Annotated in this window: 19 protein-coding genes; 9 read left to right on the forward strand and 10 right to left on the reverse strand. The window is 72.3% G+C overall.

Features of this window, described 5'->3' with window-relative positions; translation table 11 throughout:
* Positions 1 to 278, forward strand: a 278-nt coding sequence (locus AC07A6_RS36380) for a hypothetical protein (RefSeq protein ID WP_478779975.1), incomplete at its 5' end; no start/stop codon positions are given.
* 486 nt (positions 279 to 764) lie between these two features.
* Entirely contained in the window at positions 765 to 1,763 is a 999-nt protein-coding gene (trpS, locus tag AC07A6_RS36385) for a tryptophan--tRNA ligase (RefSeq protein ID WP_362473336.1), read from the forward strand.
* 52 nt (positions 1,764 to 1,815) lie between these two features.
* Here trpS and proC read toward each other — a convergent pair whose 3' ends face one another.
* The 5 genes from proC to AC07A6_RS36410 all read right to left on the reverse strand — a co-directional run bounded on the left by proC (position 1,816) and on the right by AC07A6_RS36410 (position 5,242).
* Positions 1,816 to 2,625 carry a pyrroline-5-carboxylate reductase gene (gene proC / locus AC07A6_RS36390; protein ID WP_125818675.1) on the reverse strand — a complete coding sequence of 270 codons (810 nt, stop codon included), beginning with the start codon at positions 2,623 to 2,625 and terminating at the stop codon, positions 1,816 to 1,818.
* 91 nt (positions 2,626 to 2,716) lie between these two features.
* Positions 2,717 to 3,454 carry an ABC transporter permease gene (locus AC07A6_RS36395; protein WP_362473332.1) on the reverse strand — a complete coding sequence of 246 codons (738 nt, stop codon included), beginning with the start codon at positions 3,452 to 3,454 and terminating at the stop codon, positions 2,717 to 2,719.
* A complete protein-coding gene (locus AC07A6_RS36400; protein ID WP_478779976.1) occupies positions 3,451 to 4,257 on the reverse strand; it encodes an ABC transporter ATP-binding protein in 807 nt (268 codons plus the stop codon). Before AC07A6_RS36400 ends, AC07A6_RS36395 begins: the two co-directional genes overlap by 4 nt.
* A 68-nt stretch (positions 4,258 to 4,325) precedes the next feature.
* On the reverse strand, positions 4,326 to 4,865 hold the full coding sequence (locus AC07A6_RS36405) for a hypothetical protein (RefSeq protein WP_478779977.1): 540 nt from the start codon (positions 4,863 to 4,865) through the stop codon (positions 4,326 to 4,328).
* A gap of 77 nt (positions 4,866 to 4,942) precedes the next feature.
* Positions 4,943 to 5,242 (reverse strand): SH3 domain-containing protein, encoded by a 300-nt coding sequence (locus AC07A6_RS36410; protein ID WP_362473323.1) that lies wholly within the window; start codon positions 5,240 to 5,242, stop codon positions 4,943 to 4,945.
* Between the two features lie 106 nt (positions 5,243 to 5,348).
* Here AC07A6_RS36410 and AC07A6_RS36415 point away from each other — a divergent pair, with 106 nt between their 5' ends.
* Positions 5,349 to 7,466, forward strand: a complete 2,118-nt coding sequence (locus AC07A6_RS36415; protein ID WP_478779978.1) for a protein kinase domain-containing protein — start codon at positions 5,349 to 5,351, stop codon at positions 7,464 to 7,466.
* A 182-nt stretch (positions 7,467 to 7,648) separates the two neighbouring features.
* Here AC07A6_RS36415 and ilvD read toward each other — a convergent pair whose 3' ends face one another.
* From ilvD to AC07A6_RS36430, 3 genes are all read right to left on the reverse strand, one after another.
* Positions 7,649 to 9,499 (reverse strand): dihydroxy-acid dehydratase, encoded by a 1,851-nt coding sequence (ilvD, locus tag AC07A6_RS36420; RefSeq protein ID WP_478779979.1) that lies wholly within the window; start codon positions 9,497 to 9,499, stop codon positions 7,649 to 7,651.
* A gap of 156 nt (positions 9,500 to 9,655) precedes the next feature.
* A complete protein-coding gene (locus tag AC07A6_RS36425; protein ID WP_478779980.1) occupies positions 9,656 to 10,273 on the reverse strand; it encodes a TetR/AcrR family transcriptional regulator in 618 nt (205 codons plus the stop codon).
* A complete protein-coding gene (locus AC07A6_RS36430) occupies positions 10,270 to 11,094 on the reverse strand; it encodes a sugar phosphate isomerase/epimerase family protein (protein ID WP_362473311.1) in 825 nt (274 codons plus the stop codon). The genes AC07A6_RS36425 and AC07A6_RS36430 overlap by 4 nt, the downstream gene beginning before the upstream one ends.
* A gap of 429 nt (positions 11,095 to 11,523) precedes the next feature.
* Between AC07A6_RS36430 and AC07A6_RS36435 the strand changes: the two genes are divergently transcribed.
* From AC07A6_RS36435 to AC07A6_RS36455, 5 genes are all read left to right on the forward strand, one after another.
* Positions 11,524 to 11,727: a hypothetical protein gene (locus AC07A6_RS36435; protein ID WP_402480173.1), complete on the forward strand. Its 204-nt coding sequence runs from the start codon at positions 11,524 to 11,526 to the stop codon at positions 11,725 to 11,727.
* A 2-nt stretch (positions 11,728 to 11,729) separates the two neighbouring features.
* Positions 11,730 to 12,260: a DUF6879 family protein gene (locus AC07A6_RS36440; protein WP_478779981.1), complete on the forward strand. Its 531-nt coding sequence runs from the start codon at positions 11,730 to 11,732 to the stop codon at positions 12,258 to 12,260.
* Positions 12,257 to 13,099 (forward strand): helix-turn-helix domain-containing protein, encoded by an 843-nt coding sequence (locus AC07A6_RS36445; RefSeq protein ID WP_478779982.1) that lies wholly within the window; start codon positions 12,257 to 12,259, stop codon positions 13,097 to 13,099. Before AC07A6_RS36440 ends, AC07A6_RS36445 begins: the two co-directional genes overlap by 4 nt.
* A gap of 87 nt (positions 13,100 to 13,186) precedes the next feature.
* Positions 13,187 to 13,405 carry a hypothetical protein gene (locus AC07A6_RS36450; protein WP_478779983.1) on the forward strand — a complete coding sequence of 73 codons (219 nt, stop codon included), beginning with the start codon at positions 13,187 to 13,189 and terminating at the stop codon, positions 13,403 to 13,405.
* 283 nt (positions 13,406 to 13,688) lie between these two features.
* Positions 13,689 to 14,852: a protein-L-isoaspartate O-methyltransferase family protein gene (locus AC07A6_RS36455; RefSeq protein ID WP_478779984.1), complete on the forward strand. Its 1,164-nt coding sequence runs from the start codon at positions 13,689 to 13,691 to the stop codon at positions 14,850 to 14,852.
* 463 nt (positions 14,853 to 15,315) lie between these two features.
* On the opposite strand, the gene AC07A6_RS36460 is transcribed toward AC07A6_RS36455, so the two are convergent.
* Positions 15,316 to 16,242 (reverse strand): Ppx/GppA family phosphatase, encoded by a 927-nt coding sequence (locus AC07A6_RS36460; protein ID WP_362474497.1) that lies wholly within the window; start codon positions 16,240 to 16,242, stop codon positions 15,316 to 15,318.
* Positions 16,243 to 16,303: 61 nt separating this feature from the next.
* On the opposite strand from AC07A6_RS36460, the gene AC07A6_RS36465 reads away from it, so the two are divergent.
* Positions 16,304 to 17,125 carry a DUF3109 family protein gene (locus AC07A6_RS36465; RefSeq protein ID WP_362474494.1) on the forward strand — a complete coding sequence of 274 codons (822 nt, stop codon included), beginning with the start codon at positions 16,304 to 16,306 and terminating at the stop codon, positions 17,123 to 17,125.
* A 17-nt stretch (positions 17,126 to 17,142) separates the two neighbouring features.
* On the opposite strand, the gene AC07A6_RS36470 is transcribed toward AC07A6_RS36465, so the two are convergent.
* Positions 17,143 to 18,825 (reverse strand): BACON domain-containing protein, encoded by a 1,683-nt coding sequence (locus tag AC07A6_RS36470; RefSeq protein ID WP_478779985.1) that lies wholly within the window; start codon positions 18,823 to 18,825, stop codon positions 17,143 to 17,145.
* Between the last annotated feature and the right edge of the window lie 335 nt (positions 18,826 to 19,160).

A 19,160-nucleotide genomic window follows, 5' to 3' on the forward strand; every position in this document is an offset into this window, starting at 1 on the left:
CAACTTCTGGCGTTGATTTTTGGCACGCTGTTGAGTTCTCAAGGAACGGACGCTTCCTTTGTACTCACCCTCTCGGGCTTTCCTCCGGGCTTTCGTTCTTCGTTCTTGCGTTTCCGACTCTATCAGACTCTTTCGTGTCCGATTTCCTCGGTGCTTTCGAGGTTCTGCGCTTTCGCGCTTTCCCTTTCCGGCGGTTCCGACTCTATCAGATCCTTTCGGGCCTGACCCCCAGTCAGCGGGGTTTGCCTTTCGGGCTGTTGGGCCCTTCCGGCGAGTGAGACAGTAGCGGATTCCTTGCCCCCGAAGCCAATCGGCGGCTGCGTCCTGGAACGCGGATTCCTCATTCGCAAATACGCATGAAAACGAGACGACGGAGTGCGTCGTTCGTTCGAATGTCGTAGTGCGGGATGGCTGTCCGGGGACCGACCGGGGTCGGCGCTCACGTCGGACAACTCGAAGAACCTTACGGACCGGGCACAGGTGTGTCAACCCCACGCTGACCGGCCGGCGACTGGCCGGAAAACCTCACGTGCTCCTCACGTCCCCAGGTCTACGCTGGGCCCCATGACTACGCACGTGCTCACGCTCAGCCTTCGCTGGTGGGCCGCCTGACGGCGGCCGGACCCCAACGCGAGCACGCACGCGCTCACGGCCGCCGCTACGGCGGCCGTTTCTGTTTCTCCCCCTCGGGAGTGGCTCGGTCGCCGGCGCGGTGGCCACGGCACCACACCACCACTCACGCACTCAGAGGGAGAGCAGCAGACATGACGAGGATCTTCAGCGGGATCACGCCGTCCGGGCACCTGACGCTGGGCAACTACCTGGGGGCCCTGCGGCAGTGGGTCGCGGCCGAGCACGCGCCGTCCGACGCGCTGTTCTGCGTGGTCGACCTGCACGCGCTCACCACGGAGCACGATCCCGCGCGGGTGCGGCGCCTCACCCGGCAGGCCGCGACGCTGTTCCTCGCCGCCGGCCTGGATCCGCAGCGGTGCACCCTCTTCGTCCAGAGCCACGTCGCCGAGCACACCCGGCTGTCCTACCTGCTGGAGTGCACCGCGGCAGACGGGGAGCTGCGGCGGATGATCCAGTACCGGGAGAAGGCGGCGAAGGCGGAGGCCGCCGGGAACGGCGTACGGCTGTCGCTGCTGACGTATCCCGTGCTGATGGCCGCGGACATCCTGGCGTACGCGGCGGAGGAGGTGCCCGTCGGTGAGGACCAGCGGCAGCACGTGGAGCTGACCCGGGACCTGGCGGTGCGGTTCAACCAGCGGTACGGGCGGACGTTCACGGTTCCGAAGGTGACGCTGCCGGCCGTGGGTGCGCGGGTCATGGACCTTCAGGACCCGACGTCGAAGATGGGGAAGTCCAGTGAGAGCGGCGCCGGGATCGTCTATCTCCTCGACGAGCCGGCCGTGATCACCAAGAAGGTGATGCGTGCGGTGACCGACAGCGGGGACGGCGGGGTGGTCTACGACCGGGCCGCGCGGCCCGGGGTGGCGAACCTGCTGGACATCCTGGCGGCCTGTACCGGCGGGGAGCCGGAGAAGCTGGCCGAGGAGTACGAGCAGTACGGGCCGCTGAAGCGGGACGTCGCCGAGGCCGTGGTGGAGCTGCTGCGTCCGCTGCGGGAGCGGCACGCCGGGCTGGCGGCCGATCCGGGCGAGGTGGAGCGGGTGCTGCGGGAGGGGGCCGGGCGGGCTCGTGCCATCGCGCGTCCGGTGGTGGACCGGGCGTACGAGGCCATCGGGCTGCTGGCTCCGTGAAAGGGGAGGAGGGGCGGTGTCCGGCTCGGCCGGGGCCGCCCCTCCTCCCGCGTCAGCTGTTGCCGGTGGCGAGTTCGCGGCTGCGGTCGCGGGCCGCTTCGAGGGCGGCGATCAGGGCCGCGCGTACGCCGTGCTTCTCCAGCTCGACGATGGCGTTGATGGTCGTACCGGCCGGGGAGGTGACGGCCTCGCGGAGCTTGACGGGGTGCTCGCCGCTGTCGCGGAGCATCACGGCGGCGCCGATGGCGGCCTGGACGATGAGGTCGTGGGCCTGGGCGCGGGGCAGGCCGAGGAGGATGCCGGCGTCGGTCATGGCCTCGACGAGGAAGTAGAAGTAGGCGGGGCCGGAGCCGGAGAGGGCGGTGGCCGCGTCCTGCTGGGACTCGGGGACGCGGAGGGTCTTGCCGACGCCGCCGAAGATCTCCTCGGCGTGCTGGAGGTGGGCTGCGGTGGCGTGGCTGCCGGCGGAGATGACGGACATGGCCTCGTCGACGAGGGCCGGGGTGTTCGTCATGACGCGGACGACGGGGGTGCCGGGGGCGAGCCGCTCCTCGAAGAAGGCGGTGGGGATGCCGGCGGCGCCGCTGATGACCAGGCGGTCGGCGGGGACGTGCGGGGCGAGCTCTTCGAGGAGCTTGCCCATGTCCTGCGGCTTGACGGTGAGGATGAGGGTGTCGGCGCGCTTGGCGGCTTCGGCGTTGCTGACCGCCTCGACGCCGTAGCGGGTGCGGAGCTCTTCGGCGCGCTCGGGGCGGCGGGCGGTGACGAGCAGTTTGGCGGCCGGCCAGCCGCCGCGGATCATCCCGCTGAGCAGGGCCTCGCCGATCTTGCCGGTACCGAGGACTGCGACTGTCTGGGTCATGCCCGATTCACCTCGCCGAACGAACCTTCAGGACGTACGCCCTCATCCTTGCACCCGTCCGCGTCGTGGCGAGGGGGTGTCCGCTCCGTGGTCAGGGCGTGCGGCGGCGGAGGGTGGCTGCGCCGAGGGCGAGGACGAGCAGTGCGCAGGCGGCGACGACGACGGCGTCGCGGACGAAGTCGGCGGTCATGTCGGTGTGGGTGAGGACCTGGGTCATGCCGTCGACGGCGTAGGACATGGGCAGGACGTCGGAGAGGCCGTCGAGTACGGGCTGCATGGTGTCGCGGGGTGCGAACAGGCCGCACAGGAGCAGCTGCGGGAAGATCACGGCCGGCATGAACTGGACGGCCTGGAACTCGGAGGCGGCGAAGGCGGAGACGAAGAGCCCGAGGGCGGTGCCGAGGAGCGCGTCGAGGAGGGCGACGAGGAGGAGCAGCCAGGGGGAGCCGGTGACGTCGAGGCCGAGGAGCCAGAGTGCGAGGCCGGTGGCGAGGAGGGACTGGACGACGGCGACGGCGCCGAAGGCGAGGGCGTAGCCGGCGATGAGGTCGGCCTTGCCGAGGGGCATGGCGAGGAGGCGTTCGAGGGTGCCGGAGGTGCGTTCGCGGAGGGTGGCGATCGAGGTCACGAGGAACATCGTGATGAGGGGGAAGATCCCGAGGAGGGACGCGCCGATGCCGTCGAAGGTGCGGGGGCTGCCGTCGAAGACGTAGCGCAGCAGGGTGAGCATCAGTACGGGGACCAGCAGCATCAGTGCGATGGAGCGCGGGTCGTGGCGGAGCTGGCGCAGTACGCGGGCGGCGGTGGCGAGGGTGCGGGCGCCGTTCATCGCTGGGTCTCCCTGGTGAGGTCTTCGGCTCGGGCGTTGGCTTCGTCGACGAGGCGGAGGAAGCCTTCCTCGACGGTGGCGGCGGCGGTGCGGGTGCGGAGGGCTTCGGGGGTGTCCTGGGCGAGGATGCGGCCGTCGCGCATGAGGAGCAGGTCGTGGCAGCGCTCGGCCTCGTCCATGACGTGGGAGGAGACGAGGATCGTGGTGCCGCGGCGGGCGGTGAGGTCGTGGAAGAGGTTCCACAGGTCGCGGCGCAGGACGGGGTCGAGGCCGACGGTGGGTTCGTCGAGGACGAGCAGCTCGGGCGTGCCGAGGAGGGCGACGGCGAGGGAGACGCGGCTGCGCTGGCCGCCGGAGAGGTTGCCGGCGAGGGCGGTGGCGCGGGTGGTGAGGTCGACGTCGGTGATGGCCTGTTCGACGGCGGCGCGGCGGCGTCCGGCGGCGGCGCGGCCGGGGTCGAGGACGGCGGCGAAGTAGTCGAGGTTCTGCCGGACGGTGAGGTCGTCGTAGACGGAGGGCGCCTGGGTGACGTAGCCGATGCGGGAGCGGAGTTCGGGGTGGCCGGCGGGGCGGCCGAGGACGTCGAGGGTGCCGGTGACGTGGGCCTGGGTGCCGACGACGGCGCGCATGAGGGTGGACTTGCCGCAGCCGGAGGGGCCGAGGAGGCCGGTGATGCGGCCGCGGGGGACGTCGAAGCCGATGCCGTCGAGGACGGTGCGGGGGTGGCGGCCGGTGCCGCGGCGGACGGTGAGGCCGTGGGCGTGGACGGCGGGAGGGGGTTCCTCCGGCTGGTTATTCATCATGTGATGAATAATGCTCCCGGCTGTGCCGGGCGTCAATGAGCCGGGTGTCGAGAGGCGGTGGAGGCTTGCTACTTCTTGCGCTTGGGGCGGCGCGCGGCCGGGTTGCCCGTACGGGCGCTGCGGCGGCGGCTGAATTCGGCCACGGCGCGCTCGTACTCGGTGCGGCGGAGCTTCTCGCCCGGGGCCTCGGACAGGCTGCGCAGGAAGTACGCGACGAGGGAGCCGATGAACCCGATCGTCTTGAGGCCCTTGAGGGCGGCCTCGTCCGAGGACGGGCGCGGGCGGCGGCCGAAGGACTCCCAGGTCTTGGCGAAGGCGATGGCGCTGGCGATCGCGAAGAGCACGACGACGGAGATGCTGAGGAACGGGCCGACGTCGCCGATCTCCAGGCCCTCGTAGGCGAAGCGCAGCAGGTACGCGCCGACGACCGCGGCGGCGAGCGAGCCGGCGGCCACGCCGGCGCGGCGCAGGGCGTAGCCGTTGTCGTGGTCCACCCAGGAGGTGCCGAAGAACCGGATCGGCTCGGGCTGCGGGCCGGGGGCCGGTGCGGCGGGGCCCTCGCCCTGGCTCGGGCTCTGGCTCTGGTCTCGCTGCTGGTCGTCGCTCACAGGGCCGATTATCCCCCGGCGGGCAGGACCCGCCGGGGGTGTCTCACCTGGCAGAACGGTGAAGTCGGCCGGGCGGGTCAGCCGCAGCGCGGGGCGACGTAGCCGTCACTGCCCGTCTTCACGTAGGCGTCGGAGACGAAGCGGCCGTTGCCGATGCAGTCCCACAGGTCCGTGGTGCCGTACGGGCCGGAAACCGTCGTGCCGGGGCACTGGCAGCGGATCGTCACGTATCCGCCGGCCGGGACGGAGTCGATGATCGGGTAGTTGGTGCCCGGGCCGCTGCGGACGTTCACCCGGTAGCCGGGAGCGGTCGGGAAGGTGGGGCCCGCGTCGCCGGAGAGGCTCTGGACCTGGCTCGATTCGTTCTCAACGGACATGTGAATTCTCCCCCCATGGGTGCTGCACTGCGCAACGCGCGCAGGGTAGCAAGCCCTTGGGTGTTGCCACGGGCCATCGACTAGGCTCCGGCGGGGGTGGTGAGCGGTGCAGTCGCGGCGCGCGGACTACGCCGGGTTTCCGGAGTACGCCGGTCAGTACCGGCTCGAATCCGTGCTCGGCTCCGGCGGCATGGGCGTCGTCCACCTGGCCGCCTCCAGTTCGGGGCTGAAACTCGCCGTCAAGGTCGTGCACGCGCAGCACGCCGTGGACCCGGAGTTCCGGGCGCGGTTCCGGCAGGAGGTCGCGGCCGCGCGGCAGGTCAGCGGCGCCTTCACCGCGCCCGTCGTCGACGCCGACCCGGATGCCGAGCGGCCCTGGATGGCCACCCTCTTCATCGACGCCCCGACGCTGTCCGAGCGGGTGCGCGAACGCGTGCTGGACCCCGTGGAGCTGACGCGGCTCGCCGCCGGGCTGGCGGAGGCCCTGCGGGACATCCACCGGGCCGGGGTGGTGCACCGGGACCTGAAGCCGAGCAACGTGCTGATGGCCCCGGACGGGGTGCGCGTCATCGACTTCGGCATCTCACGCCCGGCCGACAGCGACCTGCGGACCGAGACCGGGAAGCTGATCGGGACCCCGCCGTTCATGGCGCCTGAGCAATTCCAGCGGCCGAGGGAGGTCGGGACGGCCGCGGACGTGTTCGCGCTGGGCGCGGTGCTGGTGCACGCGGCGACCGGGCGCGGGCCCTTCGACTCCGACAGCCACTACCTCGTGGCGTACCAGGTCGTGCACAGCGAACCGGACCTGACGGGACTGCCGGCCCGGCTGGTGCCGATCGTGGCGCGGTGCCTGGCGAAGGACCCGGCCGAGCGGCCGACCGCCGAGGCGCTGATCGCGGAGATGCGCGCCGTGGCGTACCGGACCGGCGAGGACACCCAGGCGTTCATACCGCAGCCCCGGCTGCCGGTGGCGGACGAGGAGCTCACCCACCAGCGGCAGCAGATCGCGACGGAGCGGCCGCCCGCCCCGCGCCGGCGCCGGATCCGGCCGGCGCTGCTGGCGGCCGGGCTCGGTGTCCTGCTCACGGCGGCGGCCGTCGGCGGGTACCTGTGGCAGGCCTCCGGCAAGGACGCGCGGGGCCGGGCCGCCGCCCACGCGTCGGCGGACCCGGGCGGGGCGTTCACCCCGTGGTCGGTCTCACCGGGCACGCCCCCGGTGTCCTGCTCGGCGGCCGGCGACGGCCTGTTCTGCTCGGGGCCGGGGCTGGCGGCCGCCCGGCTCGGCCCGGCCGACGGTTCGACGGCCTGGGCCGTACGCGCGAAGGCGCCCGCCTTCGGCGTGTCCGGCAGCACCGCCCCGTCGTACGCGGCCGGAGCGGTCGTGGTGGTGGCACCCGGCAGCCAGCTGCTCCAGGTGCTGGAGCCGGGCACGGGCGCCGAGCGCTGGCAGCGGAAGCTGTCCGGCGGCACACGCGTGGTGACGGCGGGCCCGTACGTGGTCACGGTGGCGGCGGACGGCACGGTCACCGCCCTCGACGGAGCCGGCGGCACCCAGAAGTGGAGCCGCCACATCGCCGGCGCCGGCGCCGGGTCCGTGTGGTGGGGCGGGGCCGGAGCGGCGGGCGCGCCCGTGCTCTACACCGCGACGGCAGACGCCGACGGCGGCGCGACGCAGCTCACCGAGATCGACCCGGCCACCGGTGCCGTGCGCTGGCAGAACCGGGCCTCCGGAGACCTGCGGCCGATCGGCGTGGCCCGCGGCGCGCTGCACCTGCTCGACAACGCCTCCGGCGTCAGGACGGCCGGGATCGTACGGGTGGACACGGCCACCCACGCCATACGCCGGGTCCAGCTGTCGGCCCCGCTGTACGAGACGGAAGCGACGGTGGGCCCCGACGGAACGGCGTACGCATTCGGCACGCGGGGCGGTCTCGTCGCGATCGGCGGCGAGAAGGAGCTGTGGCGGCAGGAGACGGGCGCGGCGTTCGCCTCCCGGCCGGTGTTCGCGGACGGCCGTGTCTACCTGTCGGCCGGGGACGGCCGGCTGCTGGCGTACGACGCCGCCGCCGGGAACCTCGTCGGCCAGACCAAGCCGCGCATGGCCCCGCAGAACACCTTCAGCGCCACCCTCCCCTCCCCCGTGGTCGCCGACGGCCGCGTCTACGCCTCCGCCCCCGACGGCACCGTCTTCGCCGTGGACGCGCGGAACCCGGCCGGGTGGTGAGCCCCGGCCGCCGCCGGACGGAGTCTCCCCCAGCTACCGCTGGGAGGTGCCCCCAGCGCAGCGCTCCGAAGCCCGGGAGGCGCCCCGGCGCCGAGCGGTGCGAGGAACGCGTCAAGGAGGGGAAACGCGGAACCCCGCCGGGTGGTGGGCCACACCGGCGGGGTTCACAGGATCCGGGAGACTCAGCCCAGCTTCGTCACGTCGCGGACCGCGCCCTTGTCGGCGCTGGTGGCCATCGCCGCGTAGGCGCGCAGGGCCGCCGAGACCGTGCGCTCGCGGTTCTTCGGCGCGTACACGCCGCCGAGCTCCGCGTGGCGGGCGGCCAGCTCCTCGTCGGAAACGAGCAGCTCGATCGACCGGTTCGGGATGTCGATGCGGATCCGGTCGCCGTCCCGGACCACGGCGATGTCGCCGCCCGAGGCCGCCTCCGGGGAGGCGTGGCCGATGGACAGGCCCGAGGTGCCGCCGGAGAACCGGCCGTCCGTGACCAGGGCGCAGACCTTGCCGAGGCCGCGGCCCTTGAGGAAGGACGTCGGGTAGAGCATCTCCTGCATGCCCGGGCCGCCGCGCGGGCCCTCGTAGCGGATGACGACGACGTCACCCGGCTGGACCTCCTTGCGGAGGATCTTCTCGACGGCCTCGTCCTGCGACTCGCAGACGACCGCCGGACCCTCGAAGGTCCAGATCGACTCGTCGACGCCGGCGGTCTTCACCACGCAGCCGTCGACGGCGAGGTTGCCGCGCAGGACGGCGAGGCCGCCGTCCTTGGAGTACGCGTGCTGCGCGGAGCGGATGCAGCCGCCCTCGGCGTCGAGGTCGAGGCTCTCCCAGCGCTCGGACTGGGAGAAGGCGGTCGCGGAGCGCTTGCAGCCGGGGGCCGCGTGCCACAGCTCCATGGCCTCCTCGGACGCCGTGCCGGAGCGGGCGTCCCACTTCGCGAGCCAGTCCTCCAGGCCCTTGGAGTGGACGGTGCTGACGTCCTTGTTGAGGAGCCCGCCGCGGTACAGCTCGCCGAGGATGGCGGGGATGCCGCCGGCGCGGTGCACGTCCTCCATGTAGTACGTGCCGCCCGGGGCGACGTTCGGGGCGACCTTGGCCAGGCAGGGCACGCGGCGCGAGACGGCGTCGATGTCCTTGAGGTCGTAGTCCAGGCCGGCCTCCTGCGCGGCGGCCAGCAGGTGCAGGATCGTGTTGGTCGAGCCGCCCATGGCGATGTCCAGGGCCATGGCGTTCTCGAAGGCCTCGCGGGAGGCGATGTTGCGCGGCAGGACCGACTCGTCGCCGTCCTCGTAGTAGCGCTTGGTGATCTCCACGACCGTGCGGCCGGCGTCCTCGTACAGGGCGCGGCGGGCGGTGTGCGTGGCGAGGACCGAGCCGTTGCCCGGGAGGGCCAGGCCGATGGCCTCGGCGAGGCAGTTCATCGAGTTGGCGGTGAACATGCCCGAACACGAACCGCAGGTCGGACAGGCGTTCTCCTCGATGCGCAGGACGTCCTCGTCCGAGACGTTCTCGTTGGAGGCGTCGACCATGGCGTCGATCAGGTCCAGCTTGCGGACGGTGCCGTCCACCAGGGTCGCCTGGCCGGCCTCCATCGGGCCGCCGGAGACGAAGACCACCGGGATGTTGAGGCGCAGCGCGGCCATCAGCATGCCGGGGGTGATCTTGTCGCAGTTGGAGATGCAGATCAGGGCGTCGGCGCAGTGCGCCTCGACCATGTACTCCACGCTGTCCGCGATCAGGTCGCGGGAGGGCAGCGAGTACAGCATGCCGGCGTGGCCCATGGCGATGCCGTCGTCGACCGCGATGGTGTTGAACTCGCGGGGGATCGCGCCGGCGGCGCGGATGGCGTCCGAGACGATGCGGCCGACCGGCGCCAGGTGGGTGTGGCCGGGGACGAACTCGGTGAAGGAGTTGGCGACCGCGATGATCGGCTTCCCGATGTCCTCGCTCGCTACGCCCGACGCGCGCATCAGCGCACGAGCGCCTGCCATGTTGCGGCCGTGGGTGACGGTGCGGGACCTCAGCTCGGGCATGCGGTTTCACTCCCCATGAGTACGGCTGTACGGTCAGCCGCGACTGTGGATATGGCTCGGTTACGAGGCTACGCCCACCGCCCGCGATCCGGACGCCTTGTCCGGATGGCGGGACGGGAGGGTCATTCCTCGGTCACTCCTCAGCTCACTCCCCGGTCACTCCTCGGTCAGGTAACGCTGGAGCGTAGGAGCCACCAGGGCCACGATCTCCTCCTGGTCCGCGGACGCGAGCGGCTCGACCTGCACCACGTACCGCAGGATCGCGATCCCGACCATGTGCGAGGCGGCCAGCTCCGCCCGGAACGTCGGATCCGGGACGTCCAGATCCGCGGCGATCCGCTCCAGCAGCCGGCGCAGCACCAGCGTGCGCAGCACCTTCGCCGCGGCCTCGTGCGTCAGCGCGGACCGGATCACGGCGAGCAGCGGTACCCGGGTGACCGGGTTCTCCCACACCCCCAGGAAGTACCTGACCAGCCGCTCCCCGATCCCGTCCGGACCCTCCCCGAGGATCGCCGGAACCACCAGGGCGGGCTCCATGCTCACCTCGATGGCGGCGGCGAACAGGTCGTCCTTGCTGCCGAAGTAGTGGTGCACCAGCGCCGGATCCACCCCGGCCACCTTGGCGATGCCGCGCACGGACGTCTTGTCGTAGCCGCGCTCCGCGAACACCTCGCGGGCCGCCAGCCGGATCCGTTCCTGGGTGCCGGGGCCGTCGTCGGCCTCGTCCTGGCGCGGCCGGCCGGGACCCCGCCGCCGCTTCACGGGCTCGCTCACCGGCGCCCGGCCGGGCCGGCGAGGTGCGCCCGCGTGAAGGCCAGCGCCTCGGCGAGGTCGGCCTCCCGCTCGGCGGAGGACATGGCGCGCCGCGTGTTGACCTCGATCACCACGTGCCCGTCGAAGGAACTCCGGGCCAGCCCCTCCAGCAGCTCGGCACAGGGCTGCGTACCGCGTCCGGGGACGAGGTGCTCGTCCTTCGCCGACCCGTTGCCGTCGGCGAGGTGGACGTGCGCCAGCCGGTCGCCCATCCGGTCGATCATCGCGCCGGCGTCGGTGCGGGCGGTGGCGGTGTGGGACAGGTCGACGGTGAAGTGTCGGTAGTCGTCCTTCGTCACGTCCCACTCGGGCGCGTACGCGAGCATCTCGCGGTCCCGGTAGCGCCACGGGTACATGTTCTCGACGGCGAAGCGCACGTCCGTCTCGTCCGCCATCCGCCAGATCCCGGAGACGAAGTCCCGCGCGTACTGCCGCTGCCAGCGGAACGGCGGATGCACGACGACGGTCGACGCCCCCAGCCGCTCGGCCGCGGCCTGCGCCCGCTGGAGCTTGGTCCACGGATCGGTGGACCACACCCGCTGGGTGATGAGCAGACAGGGCGCGTGCACGGCCAGGATCGGCACCTGGTGGTGGTCCGACAGGCGGCGCAACGCGTCGACGTCCTGGCTCACCGGGTCCGTCCAGACCATGACCTCCACCCCGTCGTAGCCGAGACGGGCGGCGATCTCGAAGGCGGTCGCCGTGGACTCCGGGTACACGGAGGCGGTGGACAGGGCGACCTTCGGGGTCCGGCTGTTCGGGATACGGAGCGGATCTGCCACGGTGACAGATTACGGGGCCCCTCCGCGGCGAACCGTAAGCGGCAGCACTTTCGTCATACTTTTCGATTGAAAACCGGCACACCGGCCAGAGCTCTCCGCTGACCGACCGCACAGGGCGAGACTGCCCAGGCCCTCGTGGACCCTCATCAACGAGTACTGGGCCATACGTGATGCGCTTCACGTCCCACGGCGCCCCGTACCGCGGCCCCCCTGACCATCCTGGCAGCGGGCCACGGCAACCACCGCCCCGCCCCGGAGGTGTGGGACGCGGCCCGGGCGAACCCGTCGTCCTACTCACGGTGAGTAGGTTCGGGTCGTTGCGCGCAATCCGCGCTCCGTGCCCGAGTGCGGCAATCTGCGGCAATCGACCCCCGGCGTGCTGCCACGGCCACCATCCTGGAGCCCCAACCAGCCCGGACGGAGCCCACCATGACCCTGCGGTTCATCGGCACCACCTCTGAGCACGGCAACTGTCCGACCCTCTACGAGGTCGAGGAGACCGGCGACATCGTCGTTCAAGGCGACAGGCTCACCGACCCCGAGCACCTCGCGCAGCTGCGTGATGTCGGCGAGCACGAGACGTTCGTCGTCATCCCCCGTGAGCTGCTCACCCGCTTCGCGCCGAAGGAGTGACTGTGACCGTCCCGTTCGAGGAGATCACATACCTGTTCTCCGAGTTCGAGCACACCGCGTTCCGGCTGGAAACCCGCCGCGGCTACGCCTCCGACCGACAGGGCGAGCGCTTCAAGGCCTTCATGCGGGGCATCGACCCGAAGCCCGAGCCCGACAATCCGTGGAACGTCAACATTCGCGAGAAGGCTGCGGTCGGAGCCCGGTTCTCTCGCGTGCGGATCATCGACGAACCACCCACCGACGGGCAACGATTCCTCATGGCCACCGCTGCCGGCAACACGGACGCGGGCGAGGACATCCGCGTACTGCCCCGCTCCGAAGCCGCACGCCTGCAGCTTCCCGGCTACGACTTCTGGCTGTTCGACTCCCGCACCCTGGTCCGCTTCCACATCGACGAAGCCGACGTCACAACCGGTGTCGAGGTCATGGAGGGCACGGCGGAAGTACTTGCCGCCTGCGAGGCCCGCGATCGTGCCTGGCCTCTGGCTTCCCCTTCTGCCGACGTGTGGGCACAGGTACGTTCCTCTGTGTGACCTCGGACTTCCAGAACGCCAGGGTGGCACTCGGCGCGCGTTTGCGAGAGCTGCGCGCCGAGTCCGGTCTGAACGGGAAGGATTTCGCGGCACGCCTGGGCTGGCAACGCTCCAAAGTTTCCAGGCTCGAAAACGGCAACCAGACAGCCACCGAGTCCGACACGGACGCGTGGGCCACTGCCGCAGGAGTACCCGAACAGGCCCCGGACCTGAGAAGCCGCCTGCGGGGCCTCGATTCGCAACAGCGCTCATGGCGCCGCCAGCTGGCCGCCGGTCACCGACCGGTACAGGACCGGTACGTCGTCGAGTACCAGCGAACCGCCACGATGCGTGGGTACGAGGCCACGGTGATACCGGGGCTCTTCCAAACCCCGGACTACGCCCGACACCTCTTCGAGGCGAACACCGCTCTCATGCAGTCGCCACGCGACACCGAGGCCGCAGTAGCTGCCCGAATGCGCCGCCAAGAGGTCCTGTACGAAGCGGGGAAGCTGTTCCGTGTCCTCCTGTGGGAAGGCGCCCTACACGCACTGGTGTGCCCACGAGAGGTCATGGCAGGGCAACTCGACCGCCTTGTCGGGCTGATCGGCATGAGCACCGTGGAACTAGGCATCGTGCCACTCGGTGCACCTTTGCCGATCACCCCGAAGCACGGGTTCTGGATCTTCGACGAGGAGCGCGTCATCGTCGAGACGATCAACACGGAGCTGTCCTACGACTCGGGTGAAGATCTCGCCCTGTACGGGCGTGTCTGGGACGCGCTCAACTCGGCGGCAGCCCATGGACCGAAGGCACACCGCCTCATCGCCCGCGCACGCCATGCGATCGCGCCCGCCTGAGCAACCTGCGTAAACCCGGAGCCGTCATGGCGCAATCCGACGCAACCGACCAGACAGAGCTACCGCCCCCTCCCTAACGTGCGTGTCATGGCGACACGGCCAAGCCCAATCAGCCCTTTCAGCGACAGCCAACTGGAAACGCTGCGCCAGGTGGCCCTCACCCTCTCCACTCATGACCTGGAGACCACGCCTCCTGCCGCCACCGACTGCCCCGGCTGCGGTGTTCCGTCCCCCGTCACCTTCAAGTACGGCGGCCCCATGGCCGACTGCCGCCTGTGCGGCTACGGATGGGCCGTCGCCCCGTGACGACACCCCCGACGTACCCCACCGGCCGATGGACCGGCCCGCCACCCCGATGCCCGCGCTGCGGCGCCGAGCCGCTACCGCTGGGCGGACCGGAAGGCGGCGCGGTACTGCACTCTCCCTCCTGCCGCAGCGCACCGAACCGATCGGAGAACCAGATGGGCAAGCACGCCGGACCCCCGCAGGACAAGCCGTGGACGCCCCCGCCGACCGGCGGCAGCCCGGACGGCAGCCGCCCCACCCCCCAGCCGGCCTCCCCTCCCCCGCCGCCCCCGGAGGGGGAGAAGTGAACCGCGAGACCTGCCGCGAGGCCCTCCACACCTGTGGACTACTGCGTCTCCCCTGGCTGGCCCGTGCCTTCGACACCGTGGACCGCGAGGCGTTCGTCCCCGACACCGTCTGGCTCCCGGTCCAGAGCGACGAAGGCCTCTGGCCCCTCTTCGACCGCGCTTCCGACCCCGAAGCCTGGCGCCAGGCCGTCTGGAACCCCCACCAATCCGTGGTCACCCAGCTGAACGACGGCGACACGCCCCCGAAGCCGAGCGCGGGCGACTTCACGTCATCCGTCTCGGCCCCGGACATCGTCATGCGCAAGCTCGCCGCCCTCCACCTCGACGCCCACCACACCGTCCTGGAGATCGGCACCGGCTCGGGCTACCACACGGCCCTCCTGAGCGAGCGCGTCGGAGCGCAGCGCGTCACCACGGTCGAGGTCGACGAGCGACTCGCCGCCACAGCCACAGCCACCCTGAAGTCCCAGGGTTACCAGCCGGCGGTGATCACTGGGGACGGCCTCCTCGGCGCCCCCGACCGCGCCCCCTTCGACCGCCTGATCAGCACGGCGTCCGTACGCCGCGTCCCTCCCGCCTGGGTGCACCAGACACGCACCGGCGGACGGATCCTCACCCCGTTCGGTACGGCCTACAGCAACGCGGGCCTCCTCGACCTCACCGTCGACGGTGACCGCGCCCACGGCCGGTTCATCGGCTCGTCCGCCTACATGTGGGTACGCGGCGAGCGCCCGGCCGTCGCCCTCCGCGTCCCGGACGCACCGACCGCCCGCAGATCACCGATCGACCCGGAACAGCTCCTGCACGGCGGCTACCTCCAGGACTTCGCCATCGGCCTCCACGTCCCGGACGTCTCCTACTCGCACCGCCACGAAGGCGACAACCGCAAGGTCCAGTTCGTCGACGAGGCCGGCACCTCCGCCACGATCGTCCGCTACGCCGACTGGTGGGAGGAGGACGCCGTCACCGTCTTCGGCCCCCGCGACCTGTGGGCAGAAGTCACCGCGGCCCTCAACTGGTACGAGCGCCACGACCGCCCCCACATCACCCGGTTCGGCATCACCATCGACCCGCACCACCAGCACGCCTGGCTGGACGACCCGAGCAACCCCCTGGGACCCCAGACGGCCATCAGACGCCAAGCCGGGAGGAGCGCGTAGCGATCTGCTGCGCGCGGGCGCTCCGCCAGGGGCACGGGCGGGGCCCGGATGCCCGGCGGGCCGGCCGTAGGCCCCCCGCCTCATCGCTGAGACGGCCGCTCCTCCAATGTTGGACCGTGCCGTTTCTTTGGGGGTTTCCCGGCAGTCTTTCGGCTTTCCGGGGCGGGTCGGTCGGTCAAGGGTCGCCGAAGGCGATCACGAAGTGACGCGACGAAGGAGCGCCCTTGAGGGACCGGGCCGAACCGGAAGGACGATGGGACTGACGGGAAACCCCCAACCAGCCCTGATCCGGTCCAAGGGGCTACCGCCCCCCACCCCACCGGCCCGCACCCAGGGAGGCGGGTGGGCAACCACCGCCCGACCCCACGGGGTCGAGGGGGAGATAGCGGGCCCGCGCCGGGAAGCCCGCACCGCAGCCCCCGCCCCCGCCCCCGCCCGCACCGCAGCCCGCGTACTCCTACTCCTACGGCAGGTGGTCCAGCCGTCGCAGGATGACGCCCTCGCGGAGGGCCCAGGGGCAGATCTCCAGTTCGTCCACGCCGAAGAGGTCCATCGTCGCCTCCGCCACCAGCGCGCCCGCCAGGAGCTGGGCCGCGCGGCCTTCCGAGACGCCGGGGAGGGCGGCGCGTTCCGTCGTGGTCATCGCCGTCAGGCGGGGGACCCACTCCTCCAGGGCCTTCCGCGTCAGCTCGCGCTGCACGTACAGGCCGTCGGCCTCGCGGGCCGCGCCGGCGATGCGGGCCAGCTGCTTGAAGGTCTTCGACGTCGCCACCACGTGGTCCGGCGCCCCGAAGCGGCTGAACTCGCCGACGGTCCGCGCGATCTGCGCCCGGACGTGCCGCCGCAGCGCCCGTACGTCCGCCGGGTCCGCCGGGTCGCCCGGGAGCCAGGCCGAGGTGAGGCGGCCCGCGCCCAGCGGCAGGGACACGGCCGCGTCGGGGTCCTCGTCGATGCCGAACGCGATCTCCAGCGAGCCCCCGCCGATGTCGAGGACCAGCAGCTTCCCGGCCGACCAGCCGAACCACCGCCGGACCGCCAGGAAGGTCAGCCGGGCCTCGTCCTCGCCGCTGAGCACCGGCAGCTCGATGCCGGTCTCCTCCTTGACCCGGGCGAGGACCTCGTCGGCGTTCGGGGCCTCGCGCACCGCGCTGGTCGCGAAGGGCAGCACGTCCTCGCAGCCCTTGTCCTCGGCCGCCTGCACCGCGCCGGCGATCGCCGAGACGAGGCGCTCCACGCCTTCCGGGCTGACAGCGCCGCGCTCGTCGAGCAGCTCGGCGAGGCGCAGCTGCACCTTGTGCGAGTGCGCGGGCTGCGGGCGCGCGCCGGGGTGCGCGTCCACCACCAGCAGATGGATCGTGTTGGAACCCACGTCAAGGACACCGAGTCTCATACGGGAAACGCTACTGGGCCGAACGCGGAGCGGTGGAGGAAGGGGCGCTTAGGCTGGGCTTGTGCCAAATACGAAGAAGGCCAGCAAGAGCAAGACCGAGATCAAGAAGAAGACCAAGGTGTCGGACGAGAAGGGCCTCGACTTCCCCCGGGCCTGGGTGGAGTTCCCCGATCCCGCCGACGACGAGCAGGTCTTCCGCTGCGACCTGACCTGGCTGACCTCCCGCTGGACGTGCATCTTCGGCAGCGGCTGCCAGGGCATCCAGGCGGGCCGGGCGTCCGACGGGTGCTGCACCCTCGGCGCGCACTTCTCCGACGAGGACGACGAGAAGCGGGTCGCCGAGCACGTCGCCCGGCTCACGCCCGAGCTGTGGCAGTTCCACGACGTCGGCAGCGAGTCGGGCTGGACCCAGCTGGACGACGACGGGGACAAGCAGACCCGCCGCTGGGACGGCGCCTGCATCTTCCTGAACCGGCCCGGTTTCCCCGCCGGCGCGGGCTGTTCCCTGCACATCCTGGCGCTGCGCAGCGGCCAGGAGCCGCTGGAGACGAAGCCGGACGTGTGCTGGCAGCTGCCGATCCGGCGGACGTACGACTGGATCGACCGGCCGGACGACACCCGCGTGCTCCAGGTGTCGATCGGGGAGTACGACCGGCGCGGCTGGGGCCCGGGCGGCCACGACCTGCACTGGTGGTGCACGTCGGCGACGTCCGCGCACGGGGCCGGCGACCCGGTGTACGTGTCGTACCGGGCGGAGCTGACGGAGCTGATGGGCAAGGAGGGGTACGCGGAGCTGGTGAAGCTGTGCGAGGCGCGGCTGGCGTCGCTGCTGCCGATGGCCCCGCACCCCGCCGACCCGCACCCCGACCCCGACCCGCGGTAGGACTGGGCCGGGGCGTCTCAGCCGGCCGGAGACCCCGCCCCCGGGTCGGGGGAAACCGTTCCTCCTGAGGACGGCGCCGGGGTCGCCGGGTCCGTCGGGTTCGGGGTGGGCGTCGGGGTCGGCGTGGGGTCCGGGGCCGGGGGCGTCGGCGTGGGCGTCGGGGTCGGCGTCGGGTCCGGGGCCGGGGGCGTCGGCGTGGGGTCCGGGGCGGGCGGGGTCGGCTCGGTGGTGGGGGCCGGGCGGCCGCGGCCCTGGAGGGAGACCACCGCCCCGCCGGGGTCGACGCCGACCCGTGCCGTCCAGGCGCCGACGGGCTGGGCCGCGGTGTCCACGGTGATCCGCAGGGTGACCGATTCTCCGGGTGCGAGGGTGCCCGCCGTCTGGCTCGCCCGCAGCCAGGGCGCGTCCGACCAGAGCCGCCAGTCGACCGGGCTGCCGCCGGAGGCGGTGAGGGTGAGCAGGGTGGTGGCGCCGCGGGTGGCGGCGGCGACGGTGAGGCGGCCGGGCGCGCCGGGGCCGTCGGCCTCGGGGGTGGCCGGGGTGCCGGCGCTGATGACCTCGACGGAGACGTCGGGGGCTTCGCTGCCGGGGGCGAAGCCGGGCTCGCCGGTGGTGTGGGCGGTGTTGCCGGTGTTCTCGTACCCGGTGAGGGGGCGGCCTGCCACGTACGGGGGCGGGATCTGCGATTCGCTGGCGGAGATGCGGGTGCCGTCGCCGCCGACGGGTTCGGCGGTGGCGGGTGCGCCCCGGTACGCGGCCCACAGCGCGAGTACGGGCGCCGCGACGACGGTGGCCACGACGGTGGTGGTGACGGCCCGGGCCCGGAACCGGTCGCGGCGGGCGGCGCGGTCCTTGGGGTCCATGGGGAAGCCGGTGCGGTCGAAGCGCGGGCCGGGGCGGCCGCCGCGGCGCCGGCCGGAGCGCAGCATGGCGGCGTGGACGGCGGTGCGGGGGGCGGGGACGAGGGGGAGGGCGGCGTTGATGCCGCCGGAGCCGGGCCAGGGCGCGCCGGCGCCGACCCGTTCGGCGACGCGGCGGCAGCGCGGGCAGTCGTCGACGTGGCGGACGAGCTCGGCGCGCAGGGTGGCGGACAGGAGGACCTGGCCGGGGCCGGGGCCGTCGTCGTCGCCGGTGATGCGGAAGACGGCCGGGCAGTTGGCGGTCTCGACGACGGCGAGGGCGGCGCGGGTGCGTTCGACTTCGCAGGCGGCGCCGGAGAGCAGGTCCCGGGCGGTGGTGGGGGCGGTGCCGAGGACGGCGGCGAGTTCGGTGACGCCGAGGCGGTGGCGGACGGCGAGTTCGAGGGCTTCGCGCTGTTCGGGGGTGGTGCCGGCGGCTTCGGGCCAGGCGAGCCGGGCGAGCTCGGTGCGGTGGTAGGCGCTGACGTCGAGCGGGCGGTGCGCCCGGGGCGCATGCTGGGGGTCGGTGTACTCCGGCGTGCGCCGGGTGGAATGCGCCCCTTGGCGTACGCGCCTTCGCTCGGCCAGGCGGCGCAGGCAGGCCCAGCGGGCGAGGGCGTACAGCCAGGCCCGCCGGTCGCCTTCGTCGGGACATCGGCCGGGGTGCCGCTCGGCCACGGCGAGGACGTCGCCGAGGACGTCGGCGGCGGCGTCGTGATCGCACAGGACCGACAGGCAGTACGTGAAGAGCCCGTCCAGGTAGGGCTCGTGCCGGAAGGGCGGGGGCTCGGGGACCTCCAAGCGGAGGGTGTCACCGGCGTCGGCCGCAGCATCCGTACCGCTCGCACCACCCGTACCCCTCGCACCGCCCGTACCACTCGCACCGGGCGCCACTACCGCATCGGACGCTCCACCGGCAACAGGCGCACCCTGCGCACCACCCGTGTCGCCACCCGCGCCACCCGCCGGACCCGTCCATTCCGCTCGGGGTGTGCGCCTGTGCGCCGGGTGTGCGCCGGTGCGCGATACGGGGTCTCCCTGGTCGCTGCTGTTCACTCGGCGAACCGTAGGCGGCGCGCCGGTAACGCTCCGGAAGCCTTCCGGGCTTTTAGCCCTTAAGGGTGAACAGATCGCCA

The organism is Streptomyces sp. NPDC044002, from assembly GCF_056434525.1.

What these genes read in the sequence shown, in the direction of transcription:
- AC07A6_RS36410 (WP_362473323.1), bottom strand. Translation starts at nt 5,242, where the DNA reads ATGTCCGTTGAGAACGAATCGAGCCAGGTCCAGAGCCTCTCCGGCGAC.
- ilvD (WP_478779979.1), bottom strand. Translation starts at nt 9,499, where the DNA reads ATGCCCGAGCTGAGGTCCCGCACCGTCACCCACGGCCGCAACATGGCA.
- AC07A6_RS36450 (WP_478779983.1), top strand. Translation starts at nt 13,187, where the DNA reads ATGGCGACACGGCCAAGCCCAATCAGCCCTTTCAGCGACAGCCAACTG.
- trpS (WP_362473336.1), top strand. Translation starts at nt 765, where the DNA reads ATGACGAGGATCTTCAGCGGGATCACGCCGTCCGGGCACCTGACGCTG.
- AC07A6_RS36435 (WP_402480173.1), top strand. Translation starts at nt 11,524, where the DNA reads ATGACCCTGCGGTTCATCGGCACCACCTCTGAGCACGGCAACTGTCCG.
- proC (WP_125818675.1), bottom strand. Translation starts at nt 2,625, where the DNA reads ATGACCCAGACAGTCGCAGTCCTCGGTACCGGCAAGATCGGCGAGGCC.
- AC07A6_RS36400 (WP_478779976.1), bottom strand. Translation starts at nt 4,257, where the DNA reads ATGATGAATAACCAGCCGGAGGAACCCCCTCCCGCCGTCCACGCCCAC.
- AC07A6_RS36460 (WP_362474497.1), bottom strand. Translation starts at nt 16,242, where the DNA reads ATGAGACTCGGTGTCCTTGACGTGGGTTCCAACACGATCCATCTGCTG.
- AC07A6_RS36395 (WP_362473332.1), bottom strand. Translation starts at nt 3,454, where the DNA reads ATGAACGGCGCCCGCACCCTCGCCACCGCCGCCCGCGTACTGCGCCAG.